Raw genomic sequence first — 25,217 nt, 5'->3', positions numbered from 1 at the left:
TTTGCGTTTAGAATCATAAAACTATGCAACAGGAGGTAAAATGACGACAGCAACCAGCCTGAACGAGCTGCAGCAGCAGATCCGCGATCGCTACGATGGCCTGAGCAAAAGGCTGCAGCAGGTGTCCCGCTATGTGCTGGATAATACAAATAGCGTGGCCTTTGATACGGTTGCCGTCATTGCCGAACGTGCCGGAGTGCCTCCCTCGACGCTGATCCGCTTTGCCAATGCTTTTGATTTCACCGGCTTTAACGAAATGAAACAGCTGTTTCGTATGAATCTGGTGGAGGAAACTGCCAGCTACAGCGACCGCGCACGCCTGTTCCGTGAGATGGAAAGCGAAGCCGTGCCGGAAACGCCGCTCGATATCTTGCAGGAATTCGCCCGTTCGAATACTCAGGCCCTACAGCAGTTGGCAGCCCGTGCCGAACCAGAAATGCTGGAACGCGCGGTACAATTACTGGCAGAAGCCGACACCATCTACATCGCCGGTCTGCGTCGTTCGTTTAGCGTGGCGGCCTATCTCACCTATGCCCTGAGCCATCTTGAGTGTCGCCCTATTTTGCTCGATGGAATGGGCGGGATGCTGCGCGAGCAGATTAACCGCATCAAAGCGCGTGATATCGTCGTGTCGATCAGCTTCTCGCCCTATGCGGAAGAAACGGTGATGGTCAGCGAAACCGCGGCCAATGCAGGCGCGCGCCAGATTGTCATTACCGACAGCCAGATAAGCCCGCTGGCAACATTCAGCGATCTCTGCTTTGTGGTGAAGGAGGCACAGGTTGACGCGTTTCGCTCCCAGTCAGCAACGCTGTGCCTGGTGCAGTCGCTAGTGGTGGCGCTGGCTTACCGTCTGGGTGACGGGAGTAATGAACGCGGTCATTCCGTCGGGTAATAGCGGTCAGCAAATTGATCGCCCGCTTTATTAACACCCCCAGCGTGAGGCGCAAGAGCAATTGCACGCGTTGCTTTTATGGTCGTTGAAAATATAGTCCTCATTCAGCGACCAGCTACAACACAGTCTATTATTACCATAAGCTACAATTATATTAATTTTAGATAATCAACAGCACGTTTGCTGACAATAATACGCAAAGGTTTACTATAGGCCTGTCTTTTTTTAGCAGGAAAGTAAAAATGAAAAAAACAAAAGGGTTGATGATTATTGCCCTTGCTTTCACCCTGGCATCATGTGCTTCCATTCCTGAGAATATCAAAGGTAATAATCAACCTGATATACAAAAAAACTTTATCTCCGTGCATAACCAGCCGGGATTATATACCGGTCAACAGGCCCGCTTTGGTGGTAAAGTCATCAATGTGATTAACACCAAAACGGATACGTTACTGGAAATCGCCGTTTTGCCACTGAACGACTCTGCTAAGCCACAAATAGACGCGAGCTATCAGGGACGAATTCTTGCCCAGCAGAAAGGTTTTCTCGATCCGGTAAACTACAGAAACCATTTCGTGACTATTTTGGGAACAATTCAAGGAGATGAGTCAGGATTCATCAACAAGGTCCCGTATAACTTTGTTAAAGTTGATTTACAGGGTATTCAGGTCTGGCATTTAACTGAGTCTGTCAACACCACCTATAATATGTGGGATTACGGCTATGGCGCGTTCTGGCCTGAACCCATATGGGGAGGCCCCTACTACGCCAACACAGTAACTCAGGTAACTCCGGAGCTAGTGAAATAATCCCAGTAGTAAGATGGCGCTAATATATTCCGGAGTCGGGCGCTAACCAACGCCCACCACATCAACTCGCGTTTATCTAATTGCGCCATCCAGCTTCATGAGATCCTTCGCTTAACATGTATTCTTCCTGTTACATATAATTTTTAACCGCTAATTCTTTAGCGAAGAAATGGGCTTTACCCTTCTCATGCCTGACCATCTTTTTTTATTTACCGACAATTCCTCCACCCTGCATGCAATAAAAGAACCTTTGTGTTTTCACATTATTCAGGGATTACAATGAACAGAAAATGCTTACTGTTGATACCATTATTCTTTAGTAGCGCCATCATCACCGCCTGCGATAATAAACCTGCAGTAAAAACCACCGCCATGGCACCCGAGGTCGGCGTTGTTACCTTAGCGCCCTCCTCAGTGAATATTAAAAGTGAACTTCCGGGCCGCGCAGTTTCATTTGAGATCGCCGAAATTCGCCCTCAGGTTGGGGGGATCATCATAAAGCGCAACTTTATTGAAGGAGATAAAGTCAGCAAAGGAGAGTCACTGTATCAAATTGATCCTGCCCCGCTGCAGGCGCGACTGGATTCAGCCAAAGGTGCGCTGGCTAAGGCAATGGCGACGGCCAATAACATACGTCTGACATTAAATCGGCAGTCAGCGTTAATAAAATCCAATTACGTCAGCCGCCAGGACTACGACACGACGCGCTCACAGCTTAATGAAGCACAGGCCAATGTCGCCGTTGCTAAAGCGGAGCTTGAGCAAGCCACTATCAACCTGCGCTATGCCAATGTCACCTCGCCAATTGAGGGCATCAGCGGTAAATCCTCCGTGACCGTGGGTGCCCTGGTCACTGCCAATCAGGAAAATGCGCTGGTCACCGTTCAACGGTTGGATCCGATTTATGTTGATTTAACCCAGTCAGTACAAGACTTTCTTCGCCTGAAAGAAGAGAAAGCCAACGGCCAAATCGCCCAACAACAAGGCAAAATTCCGGTTGAACTGATGCTGGAAAACGGCAAGCCCTATCGCCATACCGGTACGCTTGAGTTTTCCGATCCCGCCGTTGATGAGACCACCGGTTCGGTGACCCTGCGCGCCGTATTTCCCAATCCTGAGGGTGAAATTTTACCCGGCATGTACGTCACGGCGCTGCTGGACGAAGGCAGTCAGCAGAACGTGTTGATGGTTCCCCAGCAAGGGATTACGCATAACGAACAAGGAAAAGCCACCGCGCTAATCCTTGACCCGGAAAACGTGGTGCAACTGCGTGAAATAAACGCCGTGAAGGCCGTTGGCAATCAATGGCTAGTGACCGCGGGATTAGGCCCTGGCGATCGGGTCATTGTGTCCGGACTACAAAGGATTCGTCCGGGAATCAAAGCCCGGGTCCTCCATTCAAAACTGAACACACCTGACGCGGTAACTGAACAGTAATATTTCAGGCATTAAGGACACTTTCTTCATGGCCAACTTTTTTATTGAGCGCCCGGTTTTCGCCTGGGTACTCGCCATTATCATGATGTTTACGGGCGGTATCGCGATAATGAACCTGCCTGTCGCCCAGTACCCACAAATTGCTCCCCCGACCATCACCATCAGCGCCGCTTACCCAGGGGCAGACGCAAAGACCGTTGAAGACTCCGTGACGCAAGTGATTGAACAGAATATGAATGGTCTTGATGGCCTGATGTATATGTCATCCACCAGCGATGCGGCAGGTAATGCCTCGATTATCCTGACCTTCAAAACGGGTACGTCACCCGATATTGCGCAGGTTCAGGTACAGAATAAATTACAACTGGCGATGCCTTCCCTGCCGCAGGAGGTACAGCAGCAAGGGATAAGCGTTGATAAATCCAGCAGCAACATCTTAATGGTCGCCGGCTTTATCTCTGATAATAACAGTCTCAGCCAATATGATATTGCCGACTATGTGGCTTCAAATATTAAAGACCCGCTAAGCCGCACTGCCGGGGTGGGAAGCGTACAGTTGTTTGGTTCGCAATACGCCATGCGCATCTGGTTGGATCCGCAAAAGCTCGACAAGTATAACCTCACCCCGCAAGATGTTATTACCCAACTCAAAGTTCAGAACAATCAGATATCCGGCGGGCAACTGGGGGGCATGCCTCAGTCAGCCGATCAGCAGCTAAATGCGTCGATCATCGTCCAGACGCGCCTGCAAACTACCGATGAATTTGGCCAGATCTTCCTCAAAGTCCAGCAAGATGGCTCCCAGGTTCTGCTGCGCGATGTCGCACGCATTGAACTGGGTGCGGAAAATTATGCCACGGTTGCACGTTACAACGGCAAACCCGCCGCCGGGATTGCGATTAAACTTGCCGCTGGCGCCAATGCCCTGGAAACGTCCCAGGCGGTCAAACAAGAGCTGAACAGATTATCGGCCTGGTTTCCGCCCAGTATGAAAACCGTTTATCCCTATGACACCACGCCGTTTATCGAGATTTCGATTCAGGGCGTTTTTCATACATTGATCGAGGCAATCATTCTGGTATTCCTCGTCATGTACCTGTTTTTGCAGAGTTTCCGTGCAACGCTTATCCCCACAATCGCCGTTCCGGTAGTTATCCTCGGCACCTTTGCAATACTCGACGTCGCCGGTTTTTCGATTAATACACTCACGATGTTTGGCATGGTGCTGGCGATAGGGTTGTTAGTCGATGATGCTATCGTGGTGGTTGAGAACGTAGAACGCATTATTGCCGAAGAACATTTGTCACCAAAAGCGGCGACGCATAAAGCGATGGGCCAGCTCCAGAGAGCGCTGATCGGTATTGCCGTTGTGTTATCCGCTGTATTTATGCCGATGGCATTTATGAGCGGGGCGACGGGGGAGATTTTCCGCCAGTTTTCTATCACCTTAATCTCCTCGATGCTGCTGTCGGTGTTTGTGGCGATGAGCCTGACGCCTGCACTTTGTGCCATGCTGTTGAAATCCCATGAGGGAGAAAAAGTAAACACACATTTTCTGTTTACCCGTTTCAATCACTTCATGGAGAAATGTACTCAGCACTACACGGACAGCACCCGTAAACTTCTCCGTTGCACGGGCCGTTACATGGTCGTGTATTTAGTGATTGGCGCGGGCATGATCGTGCTGTTTTCACGCACCCCGACCTCCTTTCTGCCTGAAGAAGATCAGGGGGTATTCATGACCACGGCGCAATTACCTTCCGGCTCAACGATGGTGAACACCAGCAAAGTGCTCGGAGAAATAACGGATTACTATCTGACGAAAGAACAGAAAAACGTCGCTTCGGTTTTCACCGTCGGCGGATTTGGCTTCAGCGGTCAGGGGCAAAACAACGGTCTGGCGTTTATCAGCCTGAAGCCCTGGTCAGAACGCGTTGGCGAGGAAAACTCGGTTACCGCCATTATTCGACGGGCGATGATGGCCTTAAGCACCATTAATAACGCCGTTGTTTATCCGTTTAATTTACCCGCAGTCGCGGAACTGGGGACCGCTTCAGGCTTTGATATGGAGCTGCTGGATAACGGTAACCTTGGGCATGAAAAAATGATGCAGGCCCGAAACGAGCTTCTGGCGCTGGCCAGCCAGTCGTCAGGAGAGGTTGACGGGGTGCGTCCGAACGGTCTGGAAGATACGCCGATGTTCCGCATTCACGTCAACGCCAGGAAGGCAGAAGCCATGGGCGTTGCGTTATCGGATATCAATCAGACCATCTCCACCGCGTTTGGTAGTCGCTATGTCAATGACTTCCTGAACCAGGGGCGCGTTAAAAAAGTGTATGTACAGGCCGATACGCCGTTTCGTATGTTGCCGGACAATATCAATCACTGGTACGTACGTAATGCCTCTGGCGCAATGACGCCGCTTTCCGCTTACTCATCCACCGAGTGGACCTACGGCTCCCCCCGCCTTGAACGCTACAATGGTCAGCCTGCAATGGAAATTCTCGGCCAGCCGGTCGAAGGAAAAAGCAGCGGCGATGCAATGAAATTTATGGCGTCGCTGATTAATAAACTGCCCGCAGGCGTTGGCTATGCCTGGACAGGTCTGTCTTATCAGGAAGCACTGTCCACAAACCAGGCGCCAATGCTGTACGGCATTTCGCTGATCGTCGTGTTTCTGGCGCTGGCGGCGCTGTATGAAAGCTGGTCGATACCCTTCTCGGTGATGCTGGTTGTGCCAATCGGGGTGGTCGGCGCTTTGCTGGCTACCGATCTACGCGGTCTGAGCAATGATGTTTACTTCCAGGTCGGGCTACTCACCACCATGGGGCTGTCGGCTAAAAACGCCATTCTGATCGTCGAGTTCGCCGTCGAGATTATGCAAAACGAAGGAAAAGCACCGCTTGAAGCCGCGGTGGAGGCCGCGCAAATGCGCTTACGTCCTATTTTAATGACCTCACTGGCTTTCATCCTGGGGGTTATTCCATTGGCAATAAGCGACGGCGCAGGCTCTGGCGCGCAAAATGCCGTCGGTACGGGGGTTATCGGTGGGATGTTGGCCGCAACCGTGCTGGCTATCTATTTTGTCCCGCTATTCTTTGTTCTCGTTGAAAACATGCTGGCGAGATTTAAAGCCCGACGCTGACTCGTTGTCCTATCCCTGGGATCTTATCCCAGGGATAGGGCTTTGTTTGTCAGATCTACGGTCATTAGCGGGCCTTGCTATCCAGCGAGTTTCTCGTGGCTAGCAAGGTAAACATTACACGGGTATTTTCTTGTAGGGGAACAACTGGGGTAGGTACAGAGGTTGTCAATTCTAACTAATGCCAGGCTATCAAAACGGTTAATTAATAGTGCAGACCGGAACCTTTCAGATTTACAGCCAGTTCACCCAGTTTTGTATTCGGATGCTGATAACACATTTTAACCATTTTCGGTACAGCTTCCGTTTCCACCTGATGCAGTGGAACATAATCATCACCTTTAAAGTCCGAATTTTTATTAACAATCACAAAGGCAATTGCCGTCTTGTATTGCTGACTCATATCAACGAATTCTTTACAGGTCATATCCTGTGGCGCAGCTTCCGTTGCCTGCGTAGCAAAAGCACGGCTCATCGGCGCCATAACAGAAGTCATAAGAATAACTGCAGAAACAACCAATTTAATATTCACAATGCACTCCAGAGGTAGCATTAATTTTTATCGGCGAGTTTATCAGTTTCTACCAACGTCGTATTTCTGCGCAGACTGATAAAAGCTAAAGAACTAAAGATCATCTCAACGCCAATAAATATTGAGGTAAACACATATGACCTGTCGGGATCCATATTCAGCCACACGGCTGCAATAAGCAGATCAAAAATACCGATGAAAATATTCCATCCATAACCCGGACTGCGGAACATTTTGACACCGGAAGCAACACGAAAAATACCGCCAAGAATAAACAGGCAGCAAAAAACCATTGCCAATGAATTCATGCCTATCACAGGATTCTCGAGGAAACAGTATCCCAGCAGTAACCACGCGATAGCAAAAAAGGCATAGGTAAATTTGGCTTTCAACTGCTTTTTACCAGAGCTAAACAAGCTATAGATAGAATAGAAACCACACACCAGAAACATAAAACCTGTTGCGTAGCTTAAGTAAACACCCGCAGCGATTGGATAGATTAAGCAGCAGATGCCACAAACCAACAACAGCACCGCCATGATTGTGGCGTGTCTCTTATAATGAGTTAGTGTTTTTTCATTAAACGCTTTCAGGCTACGCTGATTAAAAACAAACATACATCCTCCGTTACATAGAAACGCAATGTAACCTGTTAATTAAAGAGTAATTCTCACTTAATACATATTACTTACAATGAAATGATAAGACTTTCACTCAGCGTTCGTATATAAGATAAAAGGAATGCCGTTATCCGTATAATCCTACACGCGTCAGACGTCTGACACCTGTAGGATTAAACGCTCATTATTCTTTCCTGGCTCTGATTCCACTCTTTTAATTTATTTAATATGCTTATTTCGTTTGGTGACATATGCCAACTTTATTCAGGAGAAAGTAATGAAAAAGATTATTCTTGCGGGTCTGCTTGCAACCATGATGGGTTCAGCTCCGGTACTGGCAGCGACCACTACCACTCCGGCACAAACCGCTACAGCCAATGTACAAAAAGAAGCTGCCGATATTATGCAGGTCGCGGTGCAAGGTGCAAATGCGATGCGTGATATTCAGCTTGCTCGTCTGGCCCTGTTTCATGGACAGCCTGACAGTGCTAAAAAATTAACCGACGATGCCGCTTCCCTGCTGGCAGGCGACAGCAAAGATTGGGCGAAATTTGTAAAAACTGCGCCTAAAGCCAAAATGATTGACGATCAGTACGTGATTATTAACGCGACTGTCGCGCTGTCAGAAGACTACATTGCCACTCCGGCCAAAGAATCCGCTATCAATACAGCGAATGGTAAAATGGCCAAAGGCGACTGGAAAGGTGCGGTGGATACCTTACAGCTGGCGGGTATCAACGTACTTCAGACTCAATACCTGATGCCTTTAAATCAGACTCGTAAAGCCGTTGCCAGCGCACAAAAACTGCTGTCTTCTGGTAAATACTATGAGGCAAACCTTGTGTTAAAGGGTGCTGAAGAAGGCATTGTTATCGATAGCGAGATGCTGGGCGCAGGCCAGTAATACTCAGCACTACGGAGTGTTGAACCAGGACTTTCTCTCCCGATCGGGCAGCTACGGCTACCCGATCGGGGGGGTTAATGGCTAATCAGACTGTCGATCTCAATCTCAATTTCCCGCATGACCGCAACAATCTTCTGTAATGCTTCCTGGCGTACAGCCAAAGGAAGACAGTCATGTCGCATAGATTCAAAAGGTTCACACAGCGTCTGAAGAGCAGTAATACCCAGAATTTGCGCCGAACCATGCAACCGGTGAAGAGCCCGCAAAAACAGCTGAGGTTCATCTTGCAAAACGGCTTTTCCGGCCGCCTGTAAATCGCTGAGCGTTGCCTCGCGAAATGTTTCGAGTATCTCATTCATTAATGCACGATCGCCGCCGGTATTTTCCGTCAGAACATTGAATTTCAGATGTCGGATCGAACAAGGAGACGAATAACCGGTTTCGATTTTGCTCAGTTCATGCGTCAGCGTCTTAATCGACACGGGCTTAAATAGACACAAATTCATCCCATTTTGCAGACACCGATCGCGTGACTGCGGGAGCGCGCTGGCCGTTAGCCCCCATATTTGTAAATGAGGCTGCTGACGACGCAATGAAGCCGCGAGATCAAACCCGTCCTTCTTCGGCATATTCACATCGGTTATCAACAGGTCGTATGATTTTTTAACCAGTTTGGCTTCGGCCTCCTCGCCATCACACGCTTCATCCACGCTGTAACCAATGGCGTTCAACTGTCGCTTAAGCAGCAGACGATTGGTCGGGTTATCATCTGCTATTAAAATAGACAGGCACGGTAGCGGCAACAGAGCGCCTGGCGTGTCGCCATCCGGAACAACTGACTGTCGGGCAGTCTCAACCGGCAACGTGATGGTAAACGTGGTTCCTTGCGACGGGACGCTCATCAGTTCAAGCGTACCGCCCATCAGCGTCACCAGCTCTTTGCAGATAAATAACCCCAGACCGGAACCCGTTTGTTGACGCCCGCTGCGCCCCTGAGCATAACGATGAAATAGCCCAGCCTGCTCCTCTTCACTAATCCCACAACCGGTATCGCTAATAGCGATGGTCAGGTTGCCGTGATTCTCCTCGTCAGGCGTCAAACGGGCCGTCACGTGAATACTGCCCTGCTCGGTAAACTTCAGCGCATTACCCACCAGATTGGTGAGAATTTGCCGTAAAGCCTGCTGATCGACAAAGACCCGCTCGTTCGCCGGCAACTGGCTAACGCAGGCAAGCGTAATGCCTTTCTGTCTGGCTAAAGCATCGAAAGAGTGACACTGCAATTCAATGAGCTGCGAGAGATCCGTCCATTGAGGAACAACCTGGTATTTACCAGACTCAATCTTATCCACGTCCAGAATCTTACCAATCAGCCCAAGTAATGACTGGGCCGTCGCCCCGGTAAGGGCAATCGCCTCCTTTCGCTGCGCCGGACTGAGTTCTGAACTCGACAGTAATTCCAGAAAACCCACAATCGAGCTTACAGGGGTACGTAATTCATGGCTCATGCTCGCAAGAAAACGACTTTTGGCCTTGGTCGCTTCAATTGCTTTGTTCTTTTCGATCTCCAGCTCTTGAGACAATGCTTCTTTAAGATGGAGTTGCTCTTCCAGCAGACGCTGCGATTGCTTTCTTTTATTGACCTCACGCGAAAGTGAGATCCCCCAGATCAGGCTAATCGCTATCAGCAGCAGCGCAAACACCACCAGTTGATAGAACTGTTTGCTATATCGACTCCAGATATCGACCTGCGTATTGGAAATTTTCGACCACTTCTCCGTCATCTGCAAAATTTCACGTGGCGGTATGGCCTGCAGCGCTTTATCCATTACGGACTTCAACATGGGCTCGTGAGGAGAGACCGCAAAACTTACCGAGGCACCCGGCATATCAGGAAGCCTAAAAAAGTGCATATTTTTCTGGTAGTCATGATCGACCATGTACCTTGCCGACAATTCGGTAGCGATTGCCGCGTCAACCTTGCCATCCCTGAGCATAGTCATCGCGACGCTACCAGTATCGGCATCCACCCAGGTGGCCTTGGGGTAGCGTTGTCTCAGGTCACTTTCCAACACATGTCCAGCGGGCAACGCAATACGGATCGGTTTATCCAGTAGCGAGTCGGCCGTTTCCTCGCGGGAAGTGATAATCACAAATGCGACATTCATCAGCGGATCGCTAAAGGTCGAATTACGCTGATTTTGATTAGTCAGGGTGATGGTGGGATACATATCCCATTGTTCGCCGCTTATTTTTTTCATCTGTTCACTTTTCGAATCAGCTAAAACGGGTTCAAAATCAAGCCCCGTTTGCAGATGAATAATATTCAGCAAATCGCCAAGGATACCGCGTAATTCACCACTGCGATCAACAAGCGTATAGGGCGGGTAATCTGGATTGATCAAAATACGAATAGTATGTTTTTTCTTCAGCCACGCTTTCTCCCGATCGGTGAATGGAATCGGCGCATTCAGATAGGCCAGGTTGCCGCGGTTCAGCCAGTTCTGCATGACCTGCATATGAATTTCATTGCTGATTGATGTAATGAAACCATCAAGAATGTTTCTTAATACCGGCTGTTCTTCCTTAACCACAAAATAATTATATTGCTCTTGTTTATCAAAGTAGTGCGTAATAACCAGTGATTGTGAAAAATATCGGGAGATACAATGACTGCTGGTGATATTGTTACCAATGTAATATTGGCTATCACCATTCACAACCGACGCCATGGCCTGATATTCGTCATCGTAAAATGAGACTTTAGCATCAGGAAAAGCATCCTGGATAACATCAAGGAAAGGACAATCACGCACACACGCGACGCTAACCTGATGGTCCGTGGTCAGCGGCAGCATGGTGTTTTTTAGCGAGGTCACAAGCGTCGGCCACGTTGTCAGCAATGCCGAAGTGCGCAATAAATTCCCGCCGACATCCTGGCGCCTTGAAAGCTGGGTTATCAGCGTATCGACATCGTTACTGGCGAGCGCGGCCAGTGCTTCTTGCTCATTATCATACTGCTTTATAACAATTTTTAGATTGAGATTCTTTTGCATTAGCGCAAGATAATCCGCATTGACTCCCCGGTAATATTCCCCACTATTTTGGTAAACAATGGGGGAGACTTCCGGTAACCAGGTGCCAACAACCAAGGTTTTTTTATGCGCTAACCAGTTCGTTTCTTCCCTGTTCAGACTGATATTTTGTACAGAGGTACTATAGTTACTTTTCAGCTCAACTTGCCGGGCAGAGCTTACATCCGTAGACACCCCGATGGTAAATATGACCATCAAAAAAATAAACAAGCGTTCCAGCATTACTCTATCCTATTTTATTTCTCTGCGCGTAATCATATATTTCCATTAATGATGAGCAATCTAATTTCTCCATCAAACGACTTTTATAGGTACTTACGGTTTTATTGCTGATGTTCATTTTGCTGGCAATTGTGCTGTAATCCATACCGTTGAGAATATAACGCAGCACTCTCATTTCCTGGGTCGACAATGTATCAAGCTTATCCTGCTCGCTGACAGATGAACCCGTAAAATGCTCAAGAGAAAAGGGGAAATAGCTGTAACCATTTTTAGCGGCTTCAATGGCGGCAAGAATATTATTCATACCTTCTTTTTTACTCACAAATCCGTTGGCGCCATATTCGGCGCTACGTTTACCGTAAAAATATTCATTTTTAGCTGAAATGATAATGATTACACCAGCATAGTGCCGCTTTCTCAACTGCTCCAGCACTTCAATGCCGCTAATACCCGGTATATCCACATCAACAATCAGCAGTTCCGGTTTCGTTTTTTCAACGGTTTGAACCACGTGATCCCCGCAGTCGAGCTCGGTGGTTACGGTAATACCATTTGTATCGAGTAAGTTGCGGATGGCTATGCGAGCCAATGGGTGATCGTCAACGATTATCGCGTTCATTGCGTTTAAGAATCCCGATAAATAAAGAGAGGCGATGGCTATAGAGCAGGTGAGTCTGCAATATTATTGATTTATATATCATTAGACTCAGGATGCAAATCCTAACATAGCCATGCGCGTATTTTATGATTTTTTCATAATTCAAGTGAATAAATCATGAAAATAACATTTTGGTTTACAAAATTTAAACTTTGATACTTAGCGGACATCAAATCATTAACACGCAGCAAAGAGAATATTCCTACACATGTAGGACAAACCTTTCATGTATCACGGCTCATTCTTAATGAAAAAGTTAAAATAATCAGTACGCTGAGTATAAAAAATCACAGAGTGGACTACGTGACGTATATTCTTCTATTTTACAAGGCTTATCCCGGAAAATTAAACCGCATGGGAATTTGTCAACAAGCCAGACCATTAAACAGCAAAGTGTTAAACCATATAAAAATATATATTGCCCTAAAAATAAAGTTATTTATGTTTTTCCTGTTATAGCAAATAAAAACAACAAACCCTCTCATTTTTGCGGTTTAGAACACCCTGTATTATTTTCTCTGGAAAATTCAATTAAACGGTTGATTTAGAGACTCTGAGCACGTACGTATCATGCGAAAAATACAAAAGCTTATCAGCGCAGAGCGTGAGGAGTTCACCCCTTACTCCAGCCTGTCCGTTGGCATTGCTACGGGCTGCGGTCGGGATGAGATTGCTGATGCGCACATCCTGATGAAACAGTTTAAATCCGAACTGGTCACCATTCCTGAGTGGGATGGTGACACAGAGGATGACATCTGGCGCGCTATTCAGCTACTCCGCACAATTCTCGAGCAAATTCAGATCGGGCCATGAAGAAATGCGTCTTCACTGTAACAGCTTTGCGAGCCCTTGTTCGAGTATGGGTATCGCCGCACCGTAGACACCGAGATCGCGGCTAACCTGACTAACGGACAATTGCTGGATCGTCTGCCCAAAGAAGCTGTTTTGTTGCCCAAACCCTGCGCAAAACGCTTGCCAAATACCGGTATTTTTAACGAAAGGGCCAGAAACAATCAGCTTTTTAGGAAAGAATACGCGACAAACGTTTGAAGCTGCGGTTGTCATCTGATCAATCGCTTGCTGTATTGCTGGGTTATCTGCCAGATCCTTTGATGCCAGAAGAGTAGCAATATTCTCTTCATCATCACCCGCCTGAAACTCTTTTCCGAGCACTTCGTGTCCGATTGACCACAGCGCTGCAACCGTTTCCAGACACCCTTTTTGTCCACAGTGGCAAGGTGCATTTTGTCCTGAGATATGCCAGTGACCAATTTCGCCAAAAGCATACCCCCCTTCGACAATATTGTCCCCGGACTGACCAAACGCAAAACCAACACCGTATCCCCAGTGTAACAGCAATGTACTTTCATCTTGCTGGAGCAGATGAATCAATAGCTCATTGTCCAGCGTGCGAGAAAGCGTGATTGAGTCGCTTTCTTTTGGAAAAACAGCGCTGATATCCAGGTTGTGCATCCTGGGCCAGCGAGAGGTGTGGATCCAGCGATTCGTGGTCCGATCAAAAACCCCACCCAGCGAAAAGACAATGCCTGCTATTTCTGCATCTTCAGGTCGCCTGGCAATAATGTCGTTATAAAGATGACGAAAAATAGCTTCCAGAGCCTTATTGTCGCTGCCAGGAGGCGCCTCGGTATGCTCATGTGCAATAATCTGCGCCGCCAGGTTGACCATAAATGTGTGCACTGACTGACTAATCACCTGAAAAACAATCGTCACCACTCTGTTGGCATTGACGCCAAGCGTCAATGACGGCCTCCCTCGTCCGACATGCTCGCTGGGTTCTTCCGTTAACAAGCGAGCCTCCAGAAGTTCAGCCACATAGTCAGAGATCGTCGTTGAACGAATCTTCAATCGTTTCGTGGCTTCACTTCGGGTTTTAACCTCGCCCTTCAGAACCGCAAGAAACACGCGTTCCTTATCATTGAGCAAGCCGCGGGTAATCGGTAAATGGGTAAGAAAGTCTATTGTGCGTTTATTATTCATGCTCTTATTAACACGTTTCGGGTTCAGACCGGGAAGTTTGCCGCATTCCCCCACAGTAACTCTGCAGAGGCACATGTTGTCATCAGAGCTACCTGACGAAGTATCCAGAAAGGCAACGCATCGATCAACCCTGATTTACCTTTTCATATGAGCAGGAACAAAGAGTTACAACGTTGAGGGATATTACTAGATAAGGAAAAGACGGTAAGAATGTTACAGGGGCATTGCTGCCCCGTTTTTTAATGAAAGCACCTGCTTAAGGCAGTGCCAATGCGGCATTCAATAACGGTATTGTTTTCATCCCAAATGATTCTGCTCTCCATGTTTGCACACTGGTGGTGCGCCATGGTTTTTTGCATAAATTGCATGGGGTGAACGCTCGCCATCGCGACGGCCTCATCAAAGCCGACAAGTTGCCAGGTCACAAGATTACGCACCGCCCTGTCCAACGTCAGGCTGGAACCCGCCAAATTGCTTGCCCCTGGCTGGCGAACCGTACCGTCTTCAGCGCGTTCGACCATTGCCCCGGCAAAAGGGTACATCCCCGGGCGTTCACAGGCTGCAGCGCTCATCGCATCCGTTACCAAAATTGAACGGGGCACCGTTTTCGCCCGTAGCAGGTTTTTGAGCGCAAACGGCGGAATATGTAATCCATCAGCAATAAAACTGGCATGTAACGCATCGCAACTCAATTGCGCCTGTAATGTGTTATCCAACTTTGCCAATTCCTGAGGAATACCGTTTCCCAGATGTGTGCACAAACTGATACCTGCACTGACCGCTATCTGAAGCTGGGCATGACCAATACTGGAGTGTCCGACTGCAACGCGTTTTCCCCTTGCCGCTAGCCCTCGCACAAATTCCCCTCCTTCATCAAATTCAGGGGCGCAGGTGACCAGCAGAATCGGTCTTGAAAGGCCGTGTTCGAGGTCAGCAATGAACTGGGGGTCAGGTGGCGTCATATCTTCCGCAGGGTGACACCCGGCATATCCGTCTGCCGGGTTCAGAAAAGGTCCTTCCAGATGATATCCCGGAACCATTAACGCACCGAGCTCACTGTTAGCAACCGCTTTATCGAGCGCCTGAAAGCGTTTCATCAATACAGCTTTAGATGCTGTGATCAGCGTTGGCAGACAGCAGGTCACGCCGGTTTTCAGCATAGCTTCTAGCGCAGAGTCCAGCATCTCGGCATCAATATTTTCATCATTGAAATCAATGCCGGCAAACCCATTTACCTGTATATCAAACAAACCTGGAGTGACTTTCATCTTTCATCCCTTACCGTTCAGTCATTAGCGATGCGGATTCATTATCCAGAAATATCTGGCATGCGGGATGACGCTGAACAATAGAGGCTGGAACCGTATTTATCACAGGGCCTTGCAGGGCCTGTTTTACTGCCTGAGCTTTACGGCTGTCAGGGATACTTAGGATCAGCACTTGGGCGCACATAATCTGGCTTATGCTCATTGAAATAGCCCTGGACGGAACCTCTTCTATGCAACTAAACCATTTTTCGCCTAACTGTTGCTGGCGGCACGCATCATCCAGTGCAACCTGTAAATAGGGAACAGTGGTAGTAAAATCAGCTGGCGGATCGTTAAAGGCCAGATGTCCATTTTCACCAATACCTGCGAAGCAAACATCAATAGCCTGTGCGCCGATCAACCTGTTCAGACGGTCAATCTCCAGATCGATATCTTCAGCAGAACCATTAACGCCGACAAACTGCTTCAATGTAGGGAGTTTTTCAACTACGCGTTCACGCAGATAGCGGCGAAAGCTTGCCGGATGATCGTCACTTAAACCAATGTATTCATCCAGATGGAAAATCGTCACTCGGGACCAGTCAATATCCGCCTGAATGAGATTTTCCAGCATTTGGAATTGGCTGGCACCGGTCGCAAGAATAATGGCAATGTGTTCTTTCTGAGCCAATGCTTGTTGCATGGCAAGGATACCTGCTTCAGCGGCTTTCTGACCTAAAATATCTTTATTTTCTGCAATGATAATTTTCATCTTTACCTCATTAGTGAATTTTACGCTATTCCCTGAACGTCCATTAATGATGTTCTTTTAATCCCCTTGCCATTTGTACGGCCACTAAAGTCAACAAACTGCAAAACATGAGATAGCAAATTAAAAGAGTTGGCTCACCATCGCCAAAGGTGATAAGCGCTGCGGCAATAACGGGGGTCGAACCGGCAAAAATAACGCTGTTAAGCTCCCGTGATAAAGCGATACCAGAGTAGCGGTACTGAGTTGGAAAGAGATTCGCAAGGAATGCGCCTTGCGCCCCAGACGTCGCGCCATGCCCAATACCGTAAGCAATACACATTCCGATGGTTGCCAGCACGATATTACCGCTATCAAGAAACCAAAATAATGGGAAAGCGAAAGCACCGAGGAAAATCGCGCCAAAAGAGAAGACCACGGTAGTACCATATTTATCGGCCATTTTTCCCATTATCGGCGTCATAATGGTATTGACCGTCACGGCAATCATCAGCGCCATCAACCCCTCAGATTTCGCCATCCCCAGCGTATTAGTCAGATAACTGATACTAAAAACGCTGAGCAAATACCCATTTGCCTGATGGCCTGCCAGGCTGAAGAAGCCGCAGATGAGGTTTTTCGGGCTGTTAACGATCAACGCTTTAATAGGGACAGACTGGGTTTTCTTATTACTTTCAGCTTTTTCCATTGATCTTACATATTCAGGGGTTTCATCCAGATGTTTACGGATATAAATAGCCACAATAAACAATACAATGGAGAACAAGAATGGAACGCGCCACCCCCAGCTCATAAAGGCCTCATCCGGCAATTGCGTTACCAGAAAAAACGCCAGCGATGAAAGAAGAATAGCGACCCCGGTAGAGGCATTAATCAGCGAGGTATAAAAACCACGCTGTTTAACCGGTACGTATTCAGCAACAAAGGTTTGCGCCCCCGCAAGCTCCGCGCCCGAACCAAATCCCTGCATCAGGCGGATAACCACCAGCGCAATTGTCGCCCAAATACCAATATGGTGATACGTGGGTAACAGTCCCAACGCCAATGTGGCGATGCCCATTAATACCACAGCAAAAATCAAGGCCGGTTTACGTCCATAACGATCGCCAATATGGGCAATAATTACCCCACCTAAAGGACGAGAGACAAAGCCGACCGCAAAGGTTAAAAAAGCGGCCAGCGTGGCAATGGTTGGCGAAAGATTTGGAAAATAGAGTTTATTGATAACCAGTCCAGCAGCAGCTCCATACAGCGAATAGTCATACCATTCAATAACGGTTCCTGAAATGCTGGCGAACATAACTTTGCGGATCGTTTTCTTACTGGCACCCCGTTCTTCCGGGACATCCAGTTGGCTTACTCTGTCTAAATTGGCTTCACTCATTGCTCCCCCTGAATTTCTTTAACTAATTGTTTTCATGCAATAAAAAATTGCATGAGCTGGGTAACAAGCGGACATCAACCTCGCACAATCTGACGTTATCACTCTAAAAATAATTTTTGAACATGATCGTTCATAAATCAGGTTATAAATGTGACAGCGGTCATGAGATTAGGGTTCAAGGGGTAAAATCGGATACCAAAACGCATGATTGAGGGGACAGGATGAGAGCAAAAAACAGGCTGTAACAGGGCTGGAGATCGGCACAGCCTGATGACGCTTCGTTTATCAGGGCTACGGCTTACAAGCTTTAGTTGGCCGGATAAGGCGTCAGCGCCGCCATCCGGCAGGTAAAACAAAGCCTCCTATGTCTGACCGTTTTTAAGATTAAAACTCCCCTTTCCCGTTAACTCAGATCGGCAAGCGGCAGGCACAGGATCTGAGTTTTTGGGAATAACTTCGCGAAAATGGAGAGAAAACGGCGTTTTTTTTCAGTTAAGCTATGTTCATGCTTTGGCGCTACCCATGGTCAGATCCACTATTCAGGAACCCACCCATAATGGCAAAAAGTACCCCGCAGCTGCCGCTCGACCCACATATGTGTCGCAGCTATGAAAAAAAGTCGCGAAGTCCGCTGGCACTCTACTCTGAGTATCAGCGTATGGACGTCGAGCTGCGGGCGCCGCTGGCCATGAACTATAGCCACTGGCATGGTCAGGTTGAGGTGAATGTGCCGTTTGATGGCGATGTGGAGTACCTTTTCAATGACGAAGTGGTGAAGAGCAAACAGGGATTTATTACTCTGTTCTGGGCCTGCACACCTCATCAGTTGACGGATGCCGGGCATTGTAAACAGATGGCCATCTTCAACTTACCGATGCATCTGTTTTTGTCCTGGCCGCTGGACAGGGAACTGATTAACCACGTAACGCACGGAATGGTGATCACTTCGCTTGTTTCGCAGCAGTTGAGCGCATTTGAAGTGCAGCGTTGGCAGGGTGAACTCAACAGCGACAATGAGCAAATTCGTCAGTTAGCCATTGATGAAATCGCCCTGATGCTCAAGCGATTTAGCCTCGCTGGCTGGCGGCCGGTACTGGGTAACAAGACGTCACGCACCCAGAAAAACAGCATTTCACGGCATTCACAATTTTACGTTAGCCAGATGCTGGAGTTTATTGCCGCCAATTGCGACAAACAACTCACGGTCGATGCTATTGCCGAACACGTTAAGCTCAACCCCAATTACGCGATGGGTATTTTTCACCGGGTGATGCAACTAACCATGAAACAGTACATTACCGCAATGCGCATCAACCATGTGCGGGCTTTACTCAGCGATACGGATAAAACAATTTTGGATATCGCGACGATTGCAGGTTTTCGCTCCAGCAGCCGTTTTTACAGCTCGTTTCATAAATACGTCGGCATGCCGCCGCAGCAGTATCGCAAACTGAGCCAACAACGCCGAAATCATTCACCTTATGCCGAGGGGTAATTTATTCGCCAGACTCTCTCTTACCTTACTACCAAAATATAAGCACCAGAATAGCAGGTCAAAACAGATAATCTGCTGCAGTTAATAAAATAGGGTTCAGCCATGAGCTCTGGCAACTATGTTACTCAGACATGAGTGACCTGTAGCAGGTATTTATTTGACGTGTTCAACCATTAACGATTGGGATGGAATTATGGAATTAAATAGCTGCACCGCTAACAACAGAAAGCCATTGTCTTTCTTTTGGTCAGTTTTACCGATGGTTGTCATGTTGGGCGGAATTAGCATCGGGTATTTTATCTTTAATATTCGTGCTGAACCCATGATCCTGATGGGAACGGCAACCGCCTCGTTTATCGCCATCGCGCACGGCTACACGTGGGATGACATTCTACAATCTATTTGTAATAAAATATCTGAAGCGCTGCCTGTTATATTAATTGTTGCCAGTATCGGTTTCTTAATTGGCGCTTGGATGGTGTCAGGCACTATTCCAATGATGATTTATTATGGTCTGAAATGGATTAATCCGCAGTTTTTCTATATTTCAGCATTTATGCTGGGAGCGTTGATCTCAGTATGTACCGGCACTTCCTGGGGATCCATCGGCACCGTCGGGATTGCCATGATTGGCGTAGCAATTGGCCTGAATGTTTCGCTGCCGATTGCTGCTGGCGCTATTGTCTCCGGCTGCTGGTTTGGTGATAAGCTCTCGCCGGTTTCTGATTCAACCAACATGGCGGCGCTGGCTGCCGGGGTAAACCTGTACTCACATATCGGCCATCTGCTGTGGACCACCGGCCCGGGCTTTATTGTTTGCTGCGTTGTTTACAGCTATATGGGCATGGGCATTGATGCTTCGTCCAGCGCGCCGGCAAATATAACCAGCCTGATGAACTCTATCGGTCAGATTTATCACTTCAACATTCTGCTACTGCTGCCGCCGATCATCGTTTTGTATGGCTCACTATCAAAAAGACCACCAATCCCGATGCTCTTTTTATCCACAATCGTCTCAATGATTCTGGCATTAGTCTTTCAGCAATTTACCGCATCTTCGGTCGGTGAATCCGTGGTCAGCGGCTTTAAGCTCGCGATGCTCACCGGAGACAATCTGCCAACACTGTCTTCCGATGTTTCTCGCTTACTGGAACGCGGCGGCGCCATTTCAATGTTTAGCAGCTTCGTTACCGTTTTCAGCGCCTTCAGCTTTGCCGGAGCAATGAGTGCGACAGGCTCTCTACACACCGTGATAAACGCGCTTACTAAAGGCGTGAAATCCACATTTCGCCTGGTGGCTACCACAATTGTAACGACGGTCACCATTTGTGCCTGCACGGCAAATGGGACCTTGCCATTGCTGCTGTGTGGTGATGCCTTTAAAGAGGAGTACAAAAAACGAGGGCTTGCGACAAAGAATCTTTCGCGTACTACCGAAGATGCCGGAACCGTTGTCGAACCGATTATTCCCTGGTCTGCCTCAGGTGTTTATTGCGCCACGATGCTGGGCGTGGCAACGCTTGATTATTTGCCATGGGCAATCCTCTGCTACAGCGGGGTTATCTTTGCTTTGTTGTGGGCAGCAACCGGTATTGGCATTGCTAAATATGAACCCAACGAATCTACAGAGCATATGGTGGAGCAAAAGTCATAGGTTATTAATCGCTAAAATTAACCACCACCAGGGTTAATTACTATATCTATTAGATATACATAAACATTCTTCGCTGTATTGCGTTGCTTAAATTATTTTCAGAGACTTTCCAGGAGTCAGCAATGTCTTTGTTTGATGATATTGTCACAAGGGATGTGAATTGCCGTAAATACGGACAATTACAACAGATGTACGGTACCACCGATGTATTACCGCTGTGGATTGCAGATATGGATTTTGTAACGCCAGAGCCAATCTTGAGCACGTTGCGTTCGGTGGTGTCACAGCCGGTACAAGGCTATAATATGGATTATCCACAATGGAAAGAGTCCGTTATCGATTGGTATAAACAACAGTATGATACTGACATCAAGCCACACTGGTTACATTTTATTCCCGGTGTTATAAAAACTATCGTACTTTCTTTAATGGCGCTTACCCGTCCGGGCGATAACATTTTAACCTGTACGCCAATATATGACCCCTATCCTAATCTGGTAAAAACCAGCGGCAGGAATTTGATTCAAACGCGCCTCATTGAAAAAGACGGTCATTACGAATTTGACTGGCATGATTTCAGCGAGAAGCTCAAGCAGTGCAAAATGTTTCTTTTCCCTTCGCCGCATAATCCGGGCGGTATGGTGTGGTCGCGAGAAACGCTGGAAAAAGTCAGTCACTATTGCAAGCTTGCTGGCGTCATTATTCTGTCTGATGAAGTGCACAGTGATTTAACGCTGCCCGGCAAGCGCCATCTGCCGTTTTTTACTCTCGACGAAGCGGCAGGCAGCCAATCAATCGTGCTGACCTCTATCAGCAAGACCTTCAATACCGCTGCGATCCAGGGCGGAATAGCCATTATTAAAAATGATGAATTACGCCATCAGTTTTATGGTTTCCTGGATAACTGCTACCTTGCCGAGACGCATTCCTTACAGCAGGCAGCCATTTACAGCGCCTTTACCCATTGCGGCGACTGGCACCAGAAATTATTAGCCTACCTGGCCGACAATGTGGCATTTGTTAAAAGTGAACTTGAACAGCACTGCCCTTTAATCTCAATTGTGTATGGCGGCGCATCGTATCTTCTGTTTCTGAACGCACAAGAGATGAATCTTAGCGATGAACAGCTAAACGCTTTTTTTGTGCATGAAGCAAAGCTTGGTCTATCGCCCGGCGCGCAATATGGCCCCGGCGGCGAGGGTCACATGAGACTCAACGTTGGGTGCCCGCGCCCGGTACTGGTAGAAGCGATGAACCGGCTTAAAGCGGCGTACCAAAAACGGCAGAGAGCATAACGCACAGCAAACTATTCGCCCCACTACGGTGGGGCAAAATTATCCAAAGATGTTGCAGAACTGCTATAAACTCTTTCCCTTCCGTCGGCTGGTGTTAAACTGGAAAGTGTGATCTTCATCATAACCTGCTTAAACAGAGAAAAGAGACACTGCTATGCAACATATCATTGAGGGCTTCCTCAACTTCCAAAAAGAGATTTTCCCTCAACGTAAGGAACTCTTTCGCAGCCTGGCTTCCAGCCAGAATCCTAAAGCGCTTTTCATCTCCTGTTCCGATAGCCGTCTGGTGCCAGAACTCGTTACTCAGCAAGAGCCCGGACAGCTTTTCGTTATCCGTAACGCCGGGAATATCGTACCGTCTTTTGGACCGGAACCAGGCGGCGTTTCCGCGACTATTGAATACGCGGTAGTGGCACTTGGCGTGACGGATATCGTCATCTGCGGGCACTCCAACTGCGGCGCGATGAAAGCCATTGCCGATAGCCAGCCTCTGGATCCGATGCCTGCTGTCGCTCACTGGCTGCACTATGCCGATGCCGCGAAAGCCGTGGTCGATAAGAAAACCTGGGATAACCCAATCGATAAAGTTAACGCCATGGTGGAAGAGAACGTTATCGCACAGCTCAACAACATTAAAACGCATCCTTGTGTCGCGGTTGGCTTGCGAAACAACGCGCTTCGTCTGCACGGATGGGTTTATGACATCGAAAGCGGTGAAATCCGTACCCTGGATAAAAACAGCAAAACCTACGTTTCTCTTGCAGATAACCCGCAGGTGCATTTCGAGTAAATCATCCACTGGAGCAAGGATGCTCTGGATAGCTTTTACCTACTTTTGTGCTATAGACAAAAAACACACTTGCGACTAGCTTTAAAATAGCCACTGGTGTTCCCACATCGGTTTTCGCACATTAATATAACATTGCGGCAGGTCTCATGCACTGAGTCGCAAACGGCCGTTCATACATGGTGCAGGCGATAAAAGGAGCCGGTACGAATGCAAGCAAAAATAAAAAGAATAATAAATATGTTATTCTATCATGAGTCGTGGGATATCATGATTATTAAGGATCACGGCACACACTTATTCCCAAATAATACGCTGGAAATATTAAGTAAATCAGCCGCACAGCAGTTAAAAAAGAAATATACGTTTCAGGCCGATCCTTTTCTTATTGAAAAAGACGACAAACTCTATGTTTTTTATGAAGCTTTTAGCTTTCGCAACTCGAAAGGCACGCTCCGATGCCGCATTCTTGATCGTGAACTGACTGAAATTGATGATGTGAAGCTCGAAGGTTTTGACGACCTGATGTGTCATTTGTCATTTCCTTTCCTGATTAATATCAACGATCAGCTCTTCATGATTCCTGAGTCATCAGAAAGAAAAGAAGTAATACTGTTTCAGTCGGTAGAATTTCCAGCTCGCTGGAAGCAAATTAAAGTTCTAATCTCTGATACCGAAGTAACCGATAACATTTTTCTTTCAATGAATGAGACCTGCTATCTGATGTCCACCACCATGGATAATAAAATAATTATTCATTCAGCAGAGCATCTTTACGGACAGTGGCAGCGAATTACTCCTGCCTTGAAGGTGAGCAACCCTCATCACCGTGGAGCGGGCGCTCCTTATCTTGTCGATAACAAAATGTATTTTCTCACCCAGGAATGCACGCCTGAAACCTATGGAAAATCTATCTACATCAAGGAATTAGTCACCCTGAATAACGCTAATTTTGATGAGAATCTGATCGAACAAATCAACTCGTCGATCAACCACAGTGACGGTGTCCACACGCTGAATTTCTCAAGTAACTTTATTGCTTATGATACAAAAATAAACAAATTCAGCTTTTTATCTATACTTAAAAAAATATCTTACAAGTGTATGGTGAGGTATCGTAACTATTATCTTACCAGGCGTCACCCATAACCTTCTTCCAGGGCAGTGACGTGAATTAATGCCCATTTTGATAGCATTTTTCTGGAGTCTGTATGGCAATTCTTGTCACTGGTGGTGCAGGTTATATTGGTTCACATACTGTGTTAACGCTACTGGAAAGAGGCGATGATGTCGTAGTCATCGATAATCTGGCGAATGCGAGCCGAATCTCGCTGGACAGGGTCGCGGAGCTCACCGGAAGAGAACCCATTGTCTATATCGCCGATGTTCTCGACAGACAGGCATTGAAAAATATTTTCGCCAACCATAACATCACCGATGTCATTCATTTTGCCGGGCTAAAATCGGTTTCAGAGTCGATAAAAGAACCCCTCGCCTACTATGAAAACAACGTCACCGGTACGCTGGTTTTACTGGATGAGATGCTGGCCGCAGGCGTTAATCGATTCATTTTTAGCTCATCAGCTACAGTATATGGCAGTCCGGAAAGCGTACCGCTGAGCGAGCAATCGCGTACGGGCGGAACCACCAATCCGTACGGCACCTCTAAATTAATGGTCGAACAAATCCTGGCCGACTTCTCACGCGCGCAACCCGATTTCCGCATTACCTGCCTGCGCTATTTCAACCCGGTCGGCGCCCATCCATCGGGTCGGATTGGTGAAGATCCTAACGGTATCCCTAATAACCTGGTTCCGTACATCTCCCAGGTCGCGATTGGTAAGCTGGAAACCGTGTCGGTGTACGGTAATGATTATCCCACTCCCGACGGCACCGGCGTGCGTGATTATATCCACGTAATGGATTTAGCGACCGGCCATTTAGCCGCACTGGATTGCCAGAACAAAGGCGCTGCCTACAAGGTGATTAATCTCGGTACCGGAGTCGGTTATTCCGTAATTAATCTGATTGAGGCGTTTGAAAAAGCGGCGCAGACAAAAATAAGCTATCAGTTTGTCGACAGAAGACCTGGCGACATTGCCGAATGTTGGTCTGACCCGTCACTGGCATACAAAGAGTTAGGGTGGAAGGCCATCTATAACCTTGATGAAATGATGCGTGACACGTGGAACTGGCAAAAAAATAACCCGAATGGGTATCACATCTGATGTATGCGGCAACGCGCCTGACCGCCAGGCGCGTTGCCGTGCT

The 25,217-nt window shown here is 47.6% G+C and carries 20 protein-coding genes; 12 read left to right on the top strand and 8 right to left on the bottom strand.

All coding sequences use genetic code 11. The features are described 5' to 3' along the window. The first annotated feature begins 40 nt into the window (after positions 1–40). The 4 genes from WHR59_RS05645 to WHR59_RS05630 all read left to right on the top strand — a co-directional run bounded on the left by WHR59_RS05645 (position 41) and on the right by WHR59_RS05630 (position 6,286). Complete coding sequence (locus WHR59_RS05645) at positions 41–895, top strand: MurR/RpiR family transcriptional regulator (protein ID WP_043017258.1); 855 nt, start codon at positions 41–43, stop codon at positions 893–895. Positions 896–1,137: 242 nt separating this feature from the next. After that, the gene (locus WHR59_RS05640; protein WP_075145769.1) at positions 1,138–1,704 is read left to right on the top strand and encodes a Slp family lipoprotein; all 567 of its coding nucleotides are present in this window, start codon (positions 1,138–1,140) and stop codon (positions 1,702–1,704) included. 279 nt (positions 1,705–1,983) lie between these two features. Next, positions 1,984–3,141 (top strand): efflux RND transporter periplasmic adaptor subunit, encoded by a 1,158-nt coding sequence (locus WHR59_RS05635; protein WP_047409348.1) that lies wholly within the window; start codon positions 1,984–1,986, stop codon positions 3,139–3,141. Between the two features lie 28 nt (positions 3,142–3,169). After that, positions 3,170–6,286, top strand: a complete 3,117-nt coding sequence (locus WHR59_RS05630) for an efflux RND transporter permease subunit (RefSeq protein WP_075145768.1) — start codon at positions 3,170–3,172, stop codon at positions 6,284–6,286. Positions 6,287–6,488: 202 nt separating this feature from the next. On the opposite strand, the gene WHR59_RS05625 is transcribed toward WHR59_RS05630, so the two are convergent. Both WHR59_RS05625 and WHR59_RS05620 read right to left on the bottom strand, forming a co-directional pair. After that, entirely contained in the window at positions 6,489–6,836 is a 348-nt protein-coding gene (locus WHR59_RS05625) for an HdeA/HdeB family chaperone (protein WP_422388587.1), read from the bottom strand. Then, positions 6,836–7,432 (bottom strand): HdeD family acid-resistance protein, encoded by a 597-nt coding sequence (locus WHR59_RS05620; RefSeq protein WP_043017263.1) that lies wholly within the window; start codon positions 7,430–7,432, stop codon positions 6,836–6,838. Before WHR59_RS05620 ends, WHR59_RS05625 begins: the two co-directional genes overlap by 1 nt. Before the next feature lie 280 nt (positions 7,433–7,712). On the opposite strand from WHR59_RS05620, the gene WHR59_RS05615 reads away from it, so the two are divergent. Next, the gene (locus tag WHR59_RS05615) at positions 7,713–8,339 is read left to right on the top strand and encodes a YfdX family protein (RefSeq protein WP_172862294.1); all 627 of its coding nucleotides are present in this window, start codon (positions 7,713–7,715) and stop codon (positions 8,337–8,339) included. 74 nt (positions 8,340–8,413) lie between these two features. Here WHR59_RS05615 and WHR59_RS05610 read toward each other — a convergent pair whose 3' ends face one another. Both WHR59_RS05610 and evgA read right to left on the bottom strand, forming a co-directional pair. Further along, complete coding sequence (locus WHR59_RS05610; RefSeq protein ID WP_338843706.1) at positions 8,414–11,656, bottom strand: ATP-binding protein; 3,243 nt, start codon at positions 11,654–11,656, stop codon at positions 8,414–8,416. 4 nt (positions 11,657–11,660) lie between these two features. Next, positions 11,661–12,275, bottom strand: a complete 615-nt coding sequence (gene evgA / locus WHR59_RS05605; protein ID WP_043017266.1) for an acid-sensing system DNA-binding response regulator EvgA — start codon at positions 12,273–12,275, stop codon at positions 11,661–11,663. A gap of 609 nt (positions 12,276–12,884) precedes the next feature. On the opposite strand from evgA, the gene WHR59_RS05600 reads away from it, so the two are divergent. Further along, positions 12,885–13,127, top strand: coding sequence for a hypothetical protein (locus WHR59_RS05600; protein ID WP_075145766.1), 243 nt, complete (start codon positions 12,885–12,887; stop codon positions 13,125–13,127). Positions 13,128–13,139: 12 nt separating this feature from the next. Here WHR59_RS05600 and WHR59_RS05595 read toward each other — a convergent pair whose 3' ends face one another. The 4 genes from WHR59_RS05595 to WHR59_RS05580 form a co-directional block, all read right to left on the bottom strand. Next, positions 13,140–14,315, bottom strand: a complete 1,176-nt coding sequence (locus tag WHR59_RS05595) for an ROK family transcriptional regulator (protein ID WP_338843704.1) — start codon at positions 14,313–14,315, stop codon at positions 13,140–13,142. 239 nt (positions 14,316–14,554) lie between these two features. Beyond that, the gene (locus WHR59_RS05590) at positions 14,555–15,583 is read right to left on the bottom strand and encodes an N-acetylglucosamine-6-phosphate deacetylase (RefSeq protein ID WP_080626205.1); all 1,029 of its coding nucleotides are present in this window, start codon (positions 15,581–15,583) and stop codon (positions 14,555–14,557) included. A 10-nt stretch (positions 15,584–15,593) separates the two neighbouring features. Beyond that, a complete protein-coding gene (locus WHR59_RS05585) occupies positions 15,594–16,334 on the bottom strand; it encodes a glucosamine-6-phosphate deaminase (RefSeq protein WP_047409330.1) in 741 nt (246 codons plus the stop codon). A 43-nt stretch (positions 16,335–16,377) separates the two neighbouring features. Continuing rightward, positions 16,378–17,715 carry an MFS transporter gene (locus WHR59_RS05580; RefSeq protein ID WP_075145764.1) on the bottom strand — a complete coding sequence of 446 codons (1,338 nt, stop codon included), beginning with the start codon at positions 17,713–17,715 and terminating at the stop codon, positions 16,378–16,380. Positions 17,716–18,271: 556 nt separating this feature from the next. On the opposite strand from WHR59_RS05580, the gene melR reads away from it, so the two are divergent. The 6 genes from melR (at position 18,272) to galE (ending at position 25,174) form a co-directional block, all read left to right on the top strand. Continuing rightward, the gene (gene melR, locus WHR59_RS05575; RefSeq protein ID WP_043017272.1) at positions 18,272–19,210 is read left to right on the top strand and encodes a transcriptional regulator MelR; all 939 of its coding nucleotides are present in this window, start codon (positions 18,272–18,274) and stop codon (positions 19,208–19,210) included. Between the two features lie 268 nt (positions 19,211–19,478). Continuing rightward, positions 19,479–20,864, top strand: a complete 1,386-nt coding sequence (gene nhaC / locus WHR59_RS05570; protein WP_231125731.1) for a Na+/H+ antiporter NhaC — start codon at positions 19,479–19,481, stop codon at positions 20,862–20,864. A 122-nt stretch (positions 20,865–20,986) separates the two neighbouring features. Then, positions 20,987–22,159, top strand: coding sequence for a MalY/PatB family protein (locus WHR59_RS05565; protein WP_075145762.1), 1,173 nt, complete (start codon positions 20,987–20,989; stop codon positions 22,157–22,159). A gap of 154 nt (positions 22,160–22,313) precedes the next feature. Beyond that, on the top strand, positions 22,314–22,949 hold the full coding sequence (locus tag WHR59_RS05560; RefSeq protein ID WP_043017275.1) for a carbonic anhydrase: 636 nt from the start codon (positions 22,314–22,316) through the stop codon (positions 22,947–22,949). 207 nt (positions 22,950–23,156) lie between these two features. After that, on the top strand, positions 23,157–24,095 hold the full coding sequence (locus WHR59_RS05555; protein WP_043017276.1) for a glucosamine inositolphosphorylceramide transferase family protein: 939 nt from the start codon (positions 23,157–23,159) through the stop codon (positions 24,093–24,095). 62 nt (positions 24,096–24,157) lie between these two features. Next, the gene (galE, locus tag WHR59_RS05550; RefSeq protein WP_075145761.1) at positions 24,158–25,174 is read left to right on the top strand and encodes a UDP-glucose 4-epimerase GalE; all 1,017 of its coding nucleotides are present in this window, start codon (positions 24,158–24,160) and stop codon (positions 25,172–25,174) included. Positions 25,175–25,217: the final 43 nt, after the last annotated feature.

Source organism: Citrobacter europaeus (assembly GCF_037482245.1).
In the GTDB taxonomy this organism is placed as follows: domain Bacteria; phylum Pseudomonadota; class Gammaproteobacteria; order Enterobacterales; family Enterobacteriaceae; genus Citrobacter; species Citrobacter europaeus.
This window is presented reverse-complemented; position numbering and strand designations above follow the sequence as displayed.

Coding starts and splice junctions, on each gene's coding strand:
- WHR59_RS05645 (WP_043017258.1), top strand. CDS start 41: ATGACGACAGCAACCAGCCTGAACGAGCTGCAGCAGCAGATCCGCGAT.
- WHR59_RS05640 (WP_075145769.1), top strand. CDS start 1,138: ATGAAAAAAACAAAAGGGTTGATGATTATTGCCCTTGCTTTCACCCTG.
- WHR59_RS05635 (WP_047409348.1), top strand. CDS start 1,984: ATGAACAGAAAATGCTTACTGTTGATACCATTATTCTTTAGTAGCGCC.
- WHR59_RS05630 (WP_075145768.1), top strand. CDS start 3,170: ATGGCCAACTTTTTTATTGAGCGCCCGGTTTTCGCCTGGGTACTCGCC.
- WHR59_RS05625 (WP_422388587.1), bottom strand. CDS start 6,836: ATGCTACCTCTGGAGTGCATTGTGAATATTAAATTGGTTGTTTCTGCA.
- WHR59_RS05620 (WP_043017263.1), bottom strand. CDS start 7,432: ATGTTTGTTTTTAATCAGCGTAGCCTGAAAGCGTTTAATGAAAAAACA.
- WHR59_RS05615 (WP_172862294.1), top strand. CDS start 7,713: ATGAAAAAGATTATTCTTGCGGGTCTGCTTGCAACCATGATGGGTTCA.
- WHR59_RS05610 (WP_338843706.1), bottom strand. CDS start 11,656: ATGCTGGAACGCTTGTTTATTTTTTTGATGGTCATATTTACCATCGGG.
- evgA (WP_043017266.1), bottom strand. CDS start 12,275: ATGAACGCGATAATCGTTGACGATCACCCATTGGCTCGCATAGCCATC.
- WHR59_RS05600 (WP_075145766.1), top strand. CDS start 12,885: ATGCGAAAAATACAAAAGCTTATCAGCGCAGAGCGTGAGGAGTTCACC.
- WHR59_RS05595 (WP_338843704.1), bottom strand. CDS start 14,315: ATGAATAATAAACGCACAATAGACTTTCTTACCCATTTACCGATTACC.
- WHR59_RS05590 (WP_080626205.1), bottom strand. CDS start 15,583: ATGAAAGTCACTCCAGGTTTGTTTGATATACAGGTAAATGGGTTTGCC.
- WHR59_RS05585 (WP_047409330.1), bottom strand. CDS start 16,334: ATGAAAATTATCATTGCAGAAAATAAAGATATTTTAGGTCAGAAAGCC.
- WHR59_RS05580 (WP_075145764.1), bottom strand. CDS start 17,715: ATGAGTGAAGCCAATTTAGACAGAGTAAGCCAACTGGATGTCCCGGAA.
- melR (WP_043017272.1), top strand. CDS start 18,272: ATGGCAAAAAGTACCCCGCAGCTGCCGCTCGACCCACATATGTGTCGC.
- nhaC (WP_231125731.1), top strand. CDS start 19,479: ATGTTGGGCGGAATTAGCATCGGGTATTTTATCTTTAATATTCGTGCT.
- WHR59_RS05565 (WP_075145762.1), top strand. CDS start 20,987: ATGTCTTTGTTTGATGATATTGTCACAAGGGATGTGAATTGCCGTAAA.
- WHR59_RS05560 (WP_043017275.1), top strand. CDS start 22,314: ATGCAACATATCATTGAGGGCTTCCTCAACTTCCAAAAAGAGATTTTC.
- WHR59_RS05555 (WP_043017276.1), top strand. CDS start 23,157: ATGCAAGCAAAAATAAAAAGAATAATAAATATGTTATTCTATCATGAG.
- galE (WP_075145761.1), top strand. CDS start 24,158: ATGGCAATTCTTGTCACTGGTGGTGCAGGTTATATTGGTTCACATACT.